Annotated in this window: 8 protein-coding genes; 6 read left to right on the top strand and 2 right to left on the bottom strand. The window is 59.2% G+C overall.

Annotation, left to right across the window (positions count from 1 at the left end):
- Nucleotides 1-297: 297 nt before the first annotated feature.
- The 5 genes from cobG to M1D68_RS22295 all read left to right on the top strand — a co-directional run bounded on the left by cobG (nt 298) and on the right by M1D68_RS22295 (nt 12076).
- Nucleotides 298-1617 (top strand): precorrin-3B synthase, encoded by a 1320-nt coding sequence (gene cobG / locus M1D68_RS22315; RefSeq protein ID WP_457968375.1) that lies wholly within the window; start codon nt 298-300, stop codon nt 1615-1617.
- Complete coding sequence (locus tag M1D68_RS22310; protein WP_434560877.1) at nt 1610-2236, top strand: precorrin-8X methylmutase; 627 nt, start codon at nt 1610-1612, stop codon at nt 2234-2236. The genes cobG and M1D68_RS22310 overlap by 8 nt, the downstream gene beginning before the upstream one ends.
- Nucleotides 2236-2967 carry a precorrin-2 C(20)-methyltransferase gene (locus M1D68_RS22305; RefSeq protein WP_457970785.1) on the top strand — a complete coding sequence of 244 codons (732 nt, stop codon included), beginning with the start codon at nt 2236-2238 and terminating at the stop codon, nt 2965-2967. The genes M1D68_RS22310 and M1D68_RS22305 overlap by 1 nt, the downstream gene beginning before the upstream one ends.
- Nucleotides 2964-4664 carry a precorrin-3B C(17)-methyltransferase gene (cobJ, locus tag M1D68_RS22300; protein WP_457968373.1) on the top strand — a complete coding sequence of 567 codons (1701 nt, stop codon included), beginning with the start codon at nt 2964-2966 and terminating at the stop codon, nt 4662-4664. The genes M1D68_RS22305 and cobJ overlap by 4 nt, the downstream gene beginning before the upstream one ends.
- Before the next feature lie 338 nt (nt 4665-5002).
- Nucleotides 5003-12076, top strand: a complete 7074-nt coding sequence (locus tag M1D68_RS22295) for a TcdA/TcdB pore-forming domain-containing protein (protein WP_457968372.1) — start codon at nt 5003-5005, stop codon at nt 12074-12076.
- 100 nt (nt 12077-12176) lie between these two features.
- Here M1D68_RS22295 and M1D68_RS22290 read toward each other — a convergent pair whose 3' ends face one another.
- Nucleotides 12177-12839, bottom strand: coding sequence for a hypothetical protein (locus tag M1D68_RS22290; protein ID WP_457968371.1), 663 nt, complete (start codon nt 12837-12839; stop codon nt 12177-12179).
- 222 nt (nt 12840-13061) lie between these two features.
- Here M1D68_RS22290 and M1D68_RS22285 point away from each other — a divergent pair, with 222 nt between their 5' ends.
- Nucleotides 13062-13886 carry a hypothetical protein gene (locus M1D68_RS22285; RefSeq protein WP_457968369.1) on the top strand — a complete coding sequence of 275 codons (825 nt, stop codon included), beginning with the start codon at nt 13062-13064 and terminating at the stop codon, nt 13884-13886.
- An 18-nt stretch (nt 13887-13904) separates the two neighbouring features.
- On the opposite strand, the gene M1D68_RS22280 is transcribed toward M1D68_RS22285, so the two are convergent.
- Nucleotides 13905-14501, bottom strand: coding sequence for a MarC family protein (locus tag M1D68_RS22280; protein ID WP_230148745.1), 597 nt, complete (start codon nt 14499-14501; stop codon nt 13905-13907).
- Nucleotides 14502-14555 lie beyond the last annotated feature (54 nt).

The following is a 14555-nucleotide window of genomic DNA, read 5'->3' as shown; positions in this document are numbered from 1 at the left end:
TCATACCGCGCCTGGCGGATCAGGCGTGGACCATCCCTTGTGGGAGCGAGCCTGCTCGCGATGCCGGCGTCACATTCAACACTCATTCTTTCAGGCACACCGCTATCGCGAGCAAGCTCGCTCCCACAGTGTTCGCCTTTACTGAACAGCATTGCTCCCACAGTGGGATTTGTGATGGATACAGGATTTGTGTATGCACGATCGGCAATCCGACCAGCAAGCTTTTCATGACCCCAGGCAAAGCAGGCATAATGGCGGCCTTTCGCCGATGCGGCGCTCCTACTTGCCGGTTATAACTTGAACGAACGTCCGTCCCGCCACGTCATACGCCCCTCGGGTTGCCCCGGGTTGCTGCGTGTCGTCCAGGCGCTGGACGGTGGGATCTGTCGGATCAAGCTCGATGGCGGTTCGATCCAGGCGGACCAGGCCGAGGCCGTGGCATTGGTGGCCGAGCGGTTCGCCGGCGGTGTGATCGAGGCGACCAACCGAGCCAACCTGCAAGTTCGTGGGATCGGCCCCGAGCGCGACGCGCTGATCGAGTCTTTGCTGGCTGCTGGGCTTGGCCCTCGCAATCCGGCCGGCGATGACGTGCGCAATCTCATGCTCAGCCCCTCGGCCGGCATCGATCGGCGGATGCTCATCGACACTCGCCCCTTGGCCGAACAGATCCTCACTACGTTGCAAACCCACGAACGTTTCCATGAACTGTCGGCCAAGTTCGCCGTGCAACTGGACGGTGCAGAAGCACTGGCGATGTTGGAACATCACCACGACCTGTGGTTGTCGGCGCTGGTACGCGATGGTGAGCCCTGGCTGGCCTTCGGCTTCGCTGGCGTCCCGCTGGACGAGCCGGCGGGACGGGTACCCCTGGCCCAAGGGCACGCCTTGGTGGTGGCGGTACTTGAGCTGTTCCTCGACCTGGCCCGCCCCGACCAGAACCGCATGCGTGAGTTGCTGGCTGAATTCTCCGCGGATGAATTCGTCACGCTTTTGGCCCGCCGGGTACCGCTGCAACCCTGCCCGGATTGGCGGCGGGTTGCTTCGACCGATGGCCTGCACATCGGTATTCATCCCCAGCATGACGAGGGCGTTTTCGTTGGCGCCGCGGCTCCCCTGGGCCGGCTCGATGCCGCCATGCTGCGCGGCGCGGCGCGGCTGGCGCGGGAGAAGGGCGACGGCAGCCTTCGTTTCACCCCTTGGCAAAGCCTGTTGCTGCCTAACGTTCGCGCCGATAACGCCGCCGGTGTACTGGCGCGGCTTCAGGCGCTGGGCCTGTTGGTTTCGGGCGATCAGCCCCTGGCGCAGCTCATCGCGTGCACCGGGTCCAGTGGCTGCGCCAAGGCCATGGCCGACACCAAGGCCGACGCTCACCAATTGGCGGAGCGGCTGCACCGCCGTGGCCAGGCGCTGAACATTCATTTATCCGGTTGCCCGCGTTCCTGCGCGGCGGCCCATATCGCGCCCGTCACCTTGCTAGCGGTCGCCCCCGGTCGTTATGACCTGTATTTTCGCGATGCGACGCTGCCGGGTTTCGGCGCGTTGCAGGCGCACAATCTGACTATCGAAGCGCTCGACCACTGGCTCGACGCTCATCCCCGGAGCCCCCTTGATGCTTGATTACATCCGCGACGGTCAGGAGATCTATCGCAACTCCTTCGCGATCATCCGCGCCGAGGCCAACCTGGCGCGCATACCGGCCGATCTGGAAAAACTCGCGGTGCGGGTGATCCACGCTTGCGGCATGGTCGAGGCGGTCGATGGCCTGCAGTTTTCCGAGGGCGCGGGCACGGCCGGTCGCCAGGCGCTGGCGGCCGGCGCGCCGATCCTGTGCGACGCGCGGATGGTTTCCGAGGGCGTGACGCGGGCTCGCCTGCCGGCCAACAATCCGGTGATCTGCACCTTGCGCGACGAGCGCGTGCCGGCGTTGGCCCTGGACCTGGGCAACACCCGCTCGGCGGCGGCCCTTGAGCTGTGGCGCCCACACCTGGAAGGCAGCGTCGTGGTCATCGGCAATGCTCCAACGGCACTCTTCTACCTGCTGGAAATGCTCGACGCCGGGGCGCCAAAACCGGCCCTGATCCTCGGCTTTCCGGTGGGGTTTGTCGGCGCCGCCGAATCCAAGGCGGCGCTGGCGGCCAACAGCCGGGGCGTGCCGTTCGTGATCATGCAAGGGCGGCTCGGCGGCAGCGCCATGGCCGCCGCCGCCGTCAACGCCCTCGCCACGGAGGTGGAATGATGCAGCAGCCAGGACGCCTGATCGGCCTCGGCGTAGGGCCCGGTGACCCCGAACTGATCACAGTCAAAGCCTTGCGCCTGCTGCGCGAATCGCCCGTGGTGGCGTACTTCGTCGCCAAGGGCAAGAAGGGCAACGCTTTCGGCATCATCGAGGCGCATTTGCAGGACGCGCAAACGTTGCTGCCGCTGGTCTATCCAATCACCACCGAGGTGCTGCCAGCGCCGCTGTCCTATGAAGAGGTGATCGCCGACTTCTACGACACCGCCGCCGAACAGTTGGCCGTACACCTGGATGCCGGTCGCGACGTGGCGGTCATCTGCGAGGGCGACCCGTTCTTCTACGGCTCCTACATGTACCTGCACGATCGGCTGGCCGAGCGTTATGTCGCCGAAGTCATCCCCGGTGTGTGCTCGATGCTCGGTGGTGCCTCGGTGCTCGGTGCGCCGCTGGTCTATCGCAACCAGAGCTTGTCGGTGCTTTCGGGGGTATTGCCCCACGGGGAACTCAAGCGCCGGCTGGCCGACGCCGACGCGGCGGTCATCATGAAGCTGGGACGCAACTTCCCCAAGGTTCGACAGGTGTTGCAGGAGCTGGGTCTGGATGGGCGGGCGTTGTATGTGGAGCGAGCTACCATGGCCAACCAGAAAATCGTCCCGCTGGATGAAGTCGAGCCGATGTCCTCGCCGTATTTCTCGCTGATCATCGTCCCTGGCGAACGGTGGCAGGGATGACGGCAAAAGCTCCTGCCATTGTCATTCTCGGCACCGGCAGCCTGGCAACGGCCCGGCGAATCCAGCAACGTTATCCCGAGGCTTTGATCCATGGGCTGGCGGGCCGGGTCGAGGGCAGCGATCGGCCATACGCCGAGTTTGGCGCGACGTTGCGCCAGCTCTATCAAGAGGATTCGCCGATCATCGCGCTATGCGCGGCTGGCATTGTCATCCGCACGCTGGCGCCGCTGTTGCTGGAGAAGGGCGTCGAGCCGCCGGTGCTCGCGGTGGCCGAGGATGGCAGCGCCGTGGTGCCGTTACTGGGCGGCCTGGGGGGCGTGAACGTCATGGCCCGCGAGATTGCCGGGGCGCTCCAAGTCGCGCCGGCCATCACCACCAGCGGCGAATTGCGTTTCGGCACATGCCTGCTTAATCCGCCAGGCGGCTACAGCCTTGGCGACCTGGAGCAAGGCAAGCGCTTCGTGTCCGACCTGTTGGCCGGTGAGCCGGTGCGGATCGAGGGCTCGGCGCCGTGGCTGGACCAGGCGCAGTTGCCACAGGATGCACAGGCGCGGCTGGCGATTCGTGTCGACAGTGCCGCGGGCGTGCCGGCGGCGGACGAGTTGCGCATCTATCCGCGCAACGTCGTGATCGCGGTGAGCGCCGGCGCGCCAGACGATTCCACCGCCATTGTCCAAGCGCTGGCCCAGGCGGGGCTTGCAGTGCAGTCACTGGCCTGCCTGTTGGCGGCGGACAGCGACATGGCGCGCCCGCAATTGCAGCAAGCCGCCTCGGCCTTGGGCGTACCGCTGCGATTCACCGCGCCCGACGGCAGCGTCGCGCAGTGGCTGGCCGGTGCCTTGGGGCAGCCGGTATCGATTCAGACCACGGGTAATGTCGCCATTGCCGTGGCCGCACAACCCGTCGATCCGCAACGGATCGGCCGCGCGCGCGGACGTCTGGCGGTGATCGGTCTTGGCCCTGGCGCGGCCGAGCTGATGGTGCCGGCCGTGCGCGCCGAACTTGACCGCGCCACCGACGTGCTGGGGTATGAAACCTATGTGCGCATGGCCGGCCCTTTCCGTGCCGACCAGGTGCAGCATTGCACCGACAATCGTGAAGAGATGCAGCGCGCCCGGCACGCCTTTGAACTGGCTGCCCAGGGGCGATCGGTGGTGGTGGTGTCTTCGGGCGACCCTGGCGTATTCGCCATGGCGGCGGCGGTGCTCGAAGCGTTGCATGAATCCAGTGACCCGGGCTGGCATAACGTCGACTTGCAAATCCTGCCGGGCGTGTCGGCCTCCCTGGCCACCGCCGCCCAGGCCGGCGCGCCGCTGGGGCACGATTTCTGCGTGATGTCGCTGTCGGACAATCTCAAGCCCTGGTCGATTATCGAGAAGCGCCTGGCCCTGGCGGCGGAAGCCGACCTGGCCCTGGCGTTCTACAATCCGATTTCCCGTTCTCGCCCATGGCAACTGGGCCGTGCGCTTGAGATCGTGGCAGAACACCGCGCACCGGATACTCCGGTGGTCTTGGGGCGCGACATAGGCCGTCCCGGCCAGACATTGCGTGTTACGACACTGGGGCAGTTGACCCCGGAGCAGGTCGACATGCGCACGATGGTGCTTGTGGGTTCTTCCACGACCTGTGTCTTCCCTCGTGCCGAGGGTGGGAACTGGGTCTACACCCCACGGTGGTACGGCGATAAACCGCTCTGAAGTAATCTGGCGGCCCGTTCGGGTCGCTGTCTTTAAGTTACCCTCCTTTTTTTTGAGTCTCGACCGATTCGTTGAGGCGAGTTAGTTCAGGTTAGTTGTCAGGTCTTGTTTGACGGTATTCGGCTGCCTCGCGGTGAAATGTAACTTTTTAATGGTTTTATCTTGAATGATGATTGACGGAGCGACTGGTTGAGGTTCGCCCGGGTGACGGTTATGTTTGTGTCGTCAAATGTGAACTGTTCTGTTGTTTTTTAAAAGTATGCGCGAGTGCAGGGAAGTGCTCGATTAAAACAATGCCCGCCCCGTCGGGCTGTTATATCAAATGGAATTGCCGTTTTATGAAACGATTCAAGGATTCACCCGTGAGGGATTACGCCACTTTCGACAAGTTGGTGGCGCGCGATGCGCTAGAGCGAATATTGACGCCTTATACAGGTACCGAAGGATACGACGCAGCGCTTAGATACTATGACAGCTGTGTCAAAACGCGAGATACGCCTGAAATGCTGACGCCTTTGGCGTTGCTGAAAAGAACCTTGGAGTCGCTTCAGGGGCAAAGCAGGCGTAGGCGTGCGTCAGAATCGTCTTCGGACCCGGCCAGCGAGGATATGGGCCTGAGGCGTAGTCACCGCAGGGTAGAAAGTTACGAAACGCGCCTGTCCAACCGTATTGAGTTAATGAAACAACCCGTCAGCGAAGTGCCACGAAAACTGCATTTTGTTTGGCTTGGCGGAGGCTTGGGCGATATTCAGCTGGATTACCTTCGCCTGTGGAAACAGGTAATGCCCAAAGATTTCACCGTGAATGTCTGGCATGACCCGGATGGGCTATTGGTACACGAAACTACGCGAATTATCGTTGAGGCGGCGAAGGCTGATACATGGGGTGGCGAAGAGCAGTCGGCGGCGTCTGGCGATGATCTGGCCACTCGCTACGAGATGAGAGTGACGGCGTTGAAGCGCCAGATGTCAATGCACATTGACCGAGCTATCAAACGGGGTAAGCGTGCGGACGAAGCACGCATAGACTTGTTGGTTCGCGGATATGACCGCGATGAAAGTGTTCTGCGCGCACTGAAGAATAAGAACGCTCAAGTCATGCACGGTTTGAGCGACGAAGGCATGCAACTGCGCGACGTCCGTGAGCTTCAGGCTTTCCCTCGTCTGGGGGAATTTTATCATCGTGAAATGTCCTTGCGCGGTAACCTCGCGGCAGCCTCGGACATTGTGCGGATGCTGGTGGTGCATGACGAAGGTGGTATCTACAGCGATGTGGACTTCTTGCCGCCCTTTGTCCAAGGCGTGGCGGGCGTTGATATCAACCGTCTGGAGAAGCAACCACGGCTGGGTGCGTTGCAGTTGTTGCTCAACAATAATCCCGATTGGATGCCGGGTCGCCAGGCGCTGGCCGATCGATACAAGGACTACACCGCCGCCATCCCTGAAGAGTATCGCGGGGCGTTGGAACAATTTGCAAAAACTACCCCGTCGTTGAAGCAAGTGTTTGCTCCGTTCACGGATGGCAGCGCGCGTGCCGACAGTTTGCGCCTGGCCCAAATCGAAGGGGGGGAATCCAATGCCTTGATTATCAGCCATCCGGGGTCGGCTGCGGTCAATGCCATTATCGAGCGCTTCGAGATTCATCATCAGGCACTGCTCGCTGTTGAGCGCGAAGCCCGCAAAAATAATATCGATTTCCATGAGGCCAACCGCATCTTGAATCTTGCGGAGCGAGTCCTCAAGGTTGAATTCGATATCGTCGAGGAAAAGGTCAGCATTGAAGATAGCCATGCCTTGAGGCTTCGCGTGGCAATAATGGACTATTTCAGTGACGGTTTACGTCCCCATGCCCAGGGTTCGATATTCCTGACGGGGCCGGGCGCTGTGCGGGCGGGGCTGATGGAGTATGGGAGCAGGTTTCTCACGCCACATGGGGCTCAAGCGCTACGCAAATCCATTCGGTTGAAGACGGGCTTCAACAACAATACGGAGGAAGAGCAGGACCATTCATGGAAGGAAAACACCGAAGACATGGACGCCTGGTTCGCAGCCGAAAAAGCTCGCTGGACCGAAGGCCGGATGCAAGCCCGCTACGCCGCGAACCTGGCGGAACTGCTCAAGCCGTACAGTATCGAGTTCGAGGAAGGCTGGCCGTTGATCGAGGGGCGCCATGTGCTCTCCACCGACGTGCTACAGCCACTCGCCGATGAGTTGGGTGAGCCCTTCATCACCGCGATGAGTCAGGGCCACACCGGTGAGGTGGTATTCGATGAGGTCATTCCCCTGGGGTTCGATGACCGCCAATCCATTCGTGCCCAAAGCAACGGAAAACTCATGCCAGCGCCACCGCGCGAACAGCGGGTGCAACCGTTATCCATTGGGCAACTCTTGAACGAGATGGCTGGCGGGCATCTTGACGTTCTCCAGTTGGGACCGCTGCAACGCCTTCAGATTGGGGCATTGATCGGTTTGAAGAGGCTGGACAATGCCAGTTTCGACGCGGCTCGCCCGCAGTTGGAAAACCTGCTCAATGATTTCAAGAAACCCGGAACCCTGAACCGTTACACAGCAATCGAGCGCGCGTTATATGCGCATCAGGCCCCGGCGTTCCTGGCAGGGATTGAAAGTGCGGTGAACGGTGCTCCCCGGCATGACGAAACCGCGTTGGGGCTGAGGAGGTCCCTGCTCGAAAAGCCGTTGACGTTACGTCAGTGGGGTCAATACGTAGAGCGCGTCCAGCAGGCGGCGATGCATGAATACCGGAGCCAGATAGTCAGGCGGTTGAACACTGTTCTGTTTGCCGTTGACCCGAACGCTTTCAGGTCCGTACCACAGGACCTACTGTTCCAGGGCCCGGGTGATCGCGTAGCTGGGCGTTGCTACCCATTGTCCCTGGCCATGGCGGCTGCTTTTTCTCAGGGGGCGGATGCCATTCGGACCCTGTGTAATCGATTCGAGCTGGCGATCGCGGCATCTGACGAGGGGGACTCGCCTGATTTCATGAGCAGCCTGGAATCGTTGCGTGAGATGAAAGTGGACAACGTGGGTAATGCCCTCGAACGCGCTGATCTGGGTGAGGTCGTGCATATTCTGCAGAGCAAGACGGCCAGTACATTGATGCTCAATTCAGATAATCACGTCATGCTTGCCGCAAAGACTATCGAAGGCGGACACGAAACCTACCACTTCTACGATCCGAATTTTGGCGTGTTCGATTATCAGGACGCCACGGGTTTTACGAAGGCGCTGGAAGAGTTTTTTATCACCCAGGGGATGGCCGCCCAGTACGGCGCATATGGCGAAGAGACTCATCCTTCGTTTGACTTGATCGAGCTGGATGGTAGCCGGGTGGCAAAGGAGGTATTACCCAATACGGTACGGGTTTCGCAGTTGTTGCTACCCGACGCCTTACGAGGCCAGTCGCAACGCTCTGTCAGGACGCGGATCGCCAGCGCCCGGGGACAATCGCTCCAGGACAATCCGCGACTTGGCAGTTGCTTGCTGGCCTTGGATGGCCATTGGTGGGCGCAACAGATCGCTGAAGCGACAACGCGTTTGCAACAGACGAGTGAGTCTGCCTCAAGCCTCGTACCGCTGTTCGACACTCTGGAGGGTGATCCGGACGGGACGTACCGGATAACCATGGTCGATCCGGCCGATCCAGGGCATCCGGTACAGGTCAAGACCGATGACCATCGTCTCCTGCGAATAAAAAACCACCTTTCGGAACGTTTCTCGACGTTGGCCAACCAGCCCACCGCCACGGACGATGCCCATGCGGTGGGCGGCGTTCATACGTTGAACGCCGGTTTCGCCATACAGGCGTTGATGAACGCGCTGAGGGGACGGGAAGGGGCCGACCGTCCCCTCACCCTGGCGGTGCGATTGCATGCCTATGTCAATTACGCGCAAATGGCCCATGGCACTGTGGCCGACGTCGCCGGGCTGGTCGGCCTGGTTCGTAACGCGTTGGATGAGGAGAAACTGATCGCTAGCACCGTCGCGCCGGTGGTCAAGGCCTCCGTGGGCGCCACTGTGAGCGAAGCGACGGGGGGGTTGCTGCAACTGGCGAATGTCGGGTTCGACATCTACCAATTAGCGACTGCGCATAACGATGTTGAACGCGCGCAGTTTGGCACCCAACTGGCTTTCGATTCGGGCGGCCTTGCATTGTCGGCGGGAGCGCTGATGGCTGGCGCCACGACCGGGGCGTTCCTCGGCAGCGCTTCCGTGTTGCTGGCGGGGCTGGGCGTCGGAGTCGCCGCACTGGCCCAAGGGTTTGCCATTATTGCCGAGGAAGCCAAGCAGGTCGGGTTGTTTTTCGATGAGGTGGCAAAAGCCCATTTGAACGCCTATCGGCTCGATGCGGCTCATGGCGCCTGGAAGCCACGCCCGTCGCTGATCATCGACGCCGTGAATCTGGCCGATGGAACCCTGAACCTTGGCAGTCCCAAGCTGTATCCCTTGTACGATCATTTTGGCGTGCCATCGTTTTCGACCGACCGCGGCCAGCCAATCGATATCCGCGGGGAACTGGACTTGCCGTCTCGAGTCAGCTTCACGCCGCCCGCCGGCCAAGCCATCGTCTTGCCGTGCATTCCGCAGACCTGTTACCGCTACGAATACAAGGCTCTGCCCTTTGCGAACTGGCGCCATGACACCGGTTTCGACACGGCGCGACGCCTGGAGAAAAGAAAGGCGAACGGCGAATGGCTGTTCCTTTTTTCCTTCTATTCGTTCCCCAGTGACTACATCCTCCATCGTCTTTTCGAGCCGGACTATAGTTCAACCACGATCGATGTAGTGCTGGATGATACCGATCGTTCGCTGGTGATCCCCGAGCTTCCGCCGATCTGGCACAAATTGATCACTTATCGCATCCAGGGCGCCGGCAAGCGGTGTGCGGTGCTGATCAACCCCGGTGTGAAGCTGGCTCTCGGTACAACGCAATCAGGTCATTCGACCTGGATACTGGACGCTCCCTGGGCCGAGGAAAGCGATATCAAGTTTCCATCCACGGAACGTCTGTCCATTGGTGACGTTGAGGTGACATTCACTGCAACTGGACGCCATGAGGTTTTGTTGCGGACCGCCCAAGGAAAAGTGTTCCAGGTAGACCGAGGCTCTCGCCAACTCAATGTTGTCCTGGAGGTGGTGCCGGAGTGCCAGGGCCAGCAGGCACTGCAGGAACATTTCAAGGCCTTGAACCAACAGCACCGGCTGACGGCACCGTACACGCCGGTTCGTCAATACCTGATTCCGTTCGAAGACCCGAAACCCCCGCGACACGTTACGGCTTGGTACGACTCGAAAGAGGACCGTTTCCTCTACATCCGCGATGAAATCATAGGTGACGAACCGACATCGCTTGGGGCGGTGGTAAATGGTTATGCCTGGTTCTATGACACGAAGGATGTGAGGATCTGGCAAGTCGACGCTAAGACAGGGCTGTTGAGCCGACACTATTGGTTGTGGGGTTCAATAAGCGTAAAGGCGGTGATCAAGAGTGTCGAGGCAGACGCACAGGGGATCATCCATATCGTGCAGCAGATTACCCGCAAGGATCGCAGCATCGATGTTCTGGCTTACGTCATCCAGGATGAGAGACTGCTGCTGACTTCGATCACACGAGGTTTGGACCCCCATCTGGAAGCACTTCTAGGGAGCAGCGAAACCCTTCGCGACTGGTCGCTAGTGCTTGCGGATGGTTTTGAATACTCGTCAACGTTTGGAGGGATGCACACTTTCGAAACTGTCACCTGGCAACCGGCGCCCTTTGTATCGATCTGCTGGAAGCTGAACGATGCAGACAGGGATATGGCGTGGGTGCGCTGGGGCGATAACCTGATCATTCGTCCCGTGCCGCCACCCAAGCATTACCGCGGCTGGCGTGACACGATCAAGGACGGGACCGAGCTGACCCTGTTGAGCCTGGCAGACGAAATCGATGCATTCATGATTTTCGACCGCAAATACCGGACGGTATGTCGTCGGCAGCGCACCCTTGTCGATGGCAAGGCAGTTTGGTCCGATAAATGGCGGCAGAGAGGGTTCGTCGAGGATTTTGTTGCCATGGACAACGGATACGCGGCCATGAGGACCGACGGCTTGTTCTTCAACCTGACCCGCCAGGGAGACTTTGGGTTTGGGGGCATAAACGAACATTGGTTCAAGGCGCCGCCGCAGAAACAACAGCATTGGTGGCCTGCCCTGGAGTCACTCGCCCGCAAGCAAAACAAAGATCGTTTCGACCTTCTGGGGCTGGTGGCTCCCGACGGCAAGACGAGGTTGTACGCCTGGTATATCGACAACAGGCTGCTGCTGGCTAAACCGGAGCACGCGACCGTCCTTCGTCTTTTGAACGTCACCCCGGATGGCGAGGCGGCCTGGTTGTTCGATATGTCCAATGGCGAGGTCCTTCGCCAGGCCCTGATCGATCATGAACAGGTGGAGCGCGCGTTCGGTCAAGGTTCGCAGTTGCTCCAGGCTGACGTGTTGGCTCCTGCGAAACGTGAGTGGGCGCCCTGGAGGTTCGTCAACCTGACGGTCGACGGACCGGGATTGCGTGGTGTCACCGAGGAGGGCCTGGTGATCATGCTGCGAGATCCTGGACACGCTTTGCTCACCGGAGTCACCCGTGAGTGGGTGGTCACCCAGGGCGGGCAAGAGCAAGAAGCGCTTGAGCGATTGGCGAGGTCCGTCTCCCATAGCGCCCTGTTGACGGTGGAAGTGCCTGATGGCCTGGCGTGGTTCGTCGCCGATACCGGGCGCATGATCCGCGTGCCCAGGGTTGCCTTCGCGCAGGGGTTCGAGGTGCTTGGAACCCAGCACCAGACCAACGTATTACTTCGCGAAAACAAGGATGGGAAACTGCTGACATACCCCCGCGAAGGGGATGCGGGACCGCTCAGCTATGTTCAGCGTGAGGGCGAGGTGCTGGTTGTCCAGAGCGCCGAAACGAAGATTGATGATCTGCCCGCGCTGCTTCCAGACGATGTCACAACCTTGGTCCTGCGCATGGGCGAAGGTGCGGTGACTTACCGACTTCCACCGTCCATCTGGTGGCAAGTCCAGTCGATCATCCTTGACTGCCGGCCTTCATTGTCCGACAAGGCTACCGTTCCCGGCACGTTGGTCTGGGACCTCAAGGAGCCTGAGCAACTACAGTTGAGCATTGTCGATGAACACCTGGTGATTTTTGATCCGAACAGCGGACGCAGTGTGATTTGTCGTGAGGTGTTTGCCACCGATGTCAGCTTGCGTGGCAATGTGCGGTTCAGTTTCGACGGGGCTCGTTACTATGCCGTTTCGACATGGGTGACGCAGGTGGGCGCTTTGTCGGGTAGCCAGAGCATCACGCTAAAGGAGTTACTGGAAACATCGGCGGCGAGGGAAGCCGATTTGGCGGGTTGATCCCTGGCTAAATCGAGCGGTAAGAAGAAGGGCTGCGGATGTGATCCATTAGCAGCCCTTTTTAATGGACGCTCAACGGATAGCGCCCCCTTGAGTTCCGTTACTGGCCGCTTATGCGGCTATTGCTTCGTAGGGCAAATCGTCTCATGAGTTGCTCGTCAAGTTTCTTCCGGATTGATTCCCTTCGTGTGTCCAGCCTGCTTCTGTCAAGTCTCAAGTACGCTTTGCGTTGGATCACTCGGGCAGTGCGGTTTTCCCAGTTCCAGAACAAAAAACTGCTTCTTTTTACATTTACGCTCAGTTCGAGCTTAAACAGAGCGATATGCAGGTTGCCTTGTGAGTCGTATCGAGCCGGGGCGATTTGAAATGACTCGCCCTGGAGCGTTTCCGTATCGAACGATAACAGGGCCGGATCGTTGGCTTTGAAGGTGTCCAATGTATCGATCATCGCATTCGCTTGCCGTGAATCACGCATGGCGTCGGCGCTTCGTACCAGGAACTCTGCCACGGAACCGGATAAAGAGTGTTGTGTGCTTTCGAAGATAGACCCGTCATAAAGCCCCCAGCCGAGAAAATTCAGTGTGTTGACATATTCGCCAAACCAATCGCGGGGGTTGGCGTGACGGAGATAGCCGAGGTCGGCCGATAGGGTGGCTATATTGGTGCAGTCTGCAATGTCGTCGTGGTCTTGTAGGGAAAGTGCCCCGATATAGGAGAACAGATTCGGGCCCGTTACGAGTCCGGTTAATGATTTGTCGGCCATGACAAAAATTTCCTTCATTAGAGAGGGTGGATTAGTTGAAGGGCTACTATCGCAGAGTGTTTATAAAGGTAGGAATGATAGTTGTCGTCTAAATATGTTTTTGGCGGTGGTGGGGTGGTGCGACATATATCGTATCTGCTTTTGGGTTGTGAGTTTGGTTGTGCGTGGTTTAGATTGTTTTTTGTCCGCAGGAGCGGTCAGTCATTAAATAAGGAAAGTAGTATGGAAAAGTTTGATAGTGTCGTTAGCGTTGCGCAAAGTTTGGAATTGGTGAGTGCTCGCATCAATAGGCGGAAGGCGTTGGTTGATACCGGGCGGCGTACGCGCAGGTCCGTTATGCAGACAGTGCAGGATAATCCCAACAAGGAAATGGATGCCTTGATGCTCGGGGATGCACTTTTGGGTTATGGCAATAATATGTCGCTCAATAACATGGCGATCATGGAGAACTTGATCACCATTTCAATCATGGAGGCCAACTATGAAGTGCCTGGCGGCAAGAATACTCATGGCTGGTATGAGGCTTTCATTCGATGCTTGCAGGATCTTGGCTGCTTTGTGGCCGATGACGGCTACTCGCGCTATTCCGAAAATTCGCTACAGGTGGATATGGACAATGTCATCAGCGACATCGTCAAAGGAGTTATCGATGGCGTGAAAGCCAGCCTACCGGCGGCAACGGTACTTGGTGCGGTGGTCAGTACGACAATTGATGGTTTGAAGCAGGACAAGGAGACCATTGACCTATTCAACACCCAAGTCAAATCCGCCGATGGTGCGCGCCTGTCTGTCCTTCCTTGTGAGCAGTTACCCAACGGTATTCTCATCGCATCCTCCAGTTCGATAAAACAGACCGGCTCCTCAAGTAACGGTGGCGTTCTTTTCGTGAACTGGCGTGCGTCGGCACGGGATATCTTCCGGGGCAAATCGTTCGTGACCTTCAATCCGGAACGTTACGAGGCACTCAGGAACGATATTGAAGGGTATTTGGGCAAGCATCGCAGGGAAGTTCTGAGTAAACGCTTCAGCCGCCGCAAGAGCAGCTAATTCCTCTCTCGGCCAAGGTCACGGCACCAGATAGCCTCTCACCCCGGTGAAAATGATCTGGGCCGCCAGCGCACAGACAAACAACCCCATCAGCCGGCTGACAATCTGCAAGCCCTGGTCGCCGAGGATCCGCTCGATGCGGCTGGACAGGTAGAGCACCACGCCGACGGTGAAGCTGGCCAGGGCGATGCTGATGATCGCCATGAGCTTGTCGTCCCAGTGCGGCTGGCTTACGCCCATCACCAGCAGGGCGCCGATGGTGCCGGGGCCGACGGTCAACGGAATGGTCAGCGGGACGATGGTCACGTCCTGCTGAACATTATCGGTTTGTACCGCCGACTTGCCCTGGGCCATGCCCAAGGCCGAAATGAACAAGACGCTGCCAGCGCCGATACGGAACGCATCCACCGTGATGCCGAACACGCTGAAGATCACCCTGCCAAACAAATACAGCAACACGCTGGAAACCAGCGTTGCGGTCGCGACTTTCCAGGCCAGGCGACGCTGTTCCTTGCGGGAATAGCCGCGTGTCAGGCTGATAAAACACGACAGCACGAAAAAGGGGCTGTAGAGCACCAACATTTTCAGGTAAACGCTGAACAGCACATGGAGCATGGTCAAGGCTCGTGACAGAGGAAGACGACGGGAGTCTATCAGGCGATTTGACGC

The sequence above is a fragment of the Pseudomonas sp. R4-84 genome (assembly GCF_054130985.1).
This window is presented reverse-complemented; position numbering and strand designations above follow the sequence as displayed.

Bases quoted from the DNA above. Each gene is read 5' to 3' on its own strand.
- M1D68_RS22310 (WP_434560877.1), top strand. From the start codon at position 1,610: ATGCTTGATTACATCCGCGACGGTCAGGAGATCTATCGCAACTCCTTC.
- M1D68_RS22305 (WP_457970785.1), top strand. From the start codon at position 2,236: ATGCAGCAGCCAGGACGCCTGATCGGCCTCGGCGTAGGGCCCGGTGAC.
- cobJ (WP_457968373.1), top strand. From the start codon at position 2,964: ATGACGGCAAAAGCTCCTGCCATTGTCATTCTCGGCACCGGCAGCCTG.
- M1D68_RS22295 (WP_457968372.1), top strand. From the start codon at position 5,003: ATGAAACGATTCAAGGATTCACCCGTGAGGGATTACGCCACTTTCGAC.
- M1D68_RS22290 (WP_457968371.1), bottom strand. From the start codon at position 12,839: ATGGCCGACAAATCATTAACCGGACTCGTAACGGGCCCGAATCTGTTC.
- M1D68_RS22285 (WP_457968369.1), top strand. From the start codon at position 13,062: ATGGAAAAGTTTGATAGTGTCGTTAGCGTTGCGCAAAGTTTGGAATTG.
- M1D68_RS22280 (WP_230148745.1), bottom strand. From the start codon at position 14,501: ATGCTCCATGTGCTGTTCAGCGTTTACCTGAAAATGTTGGTGCTCTAC.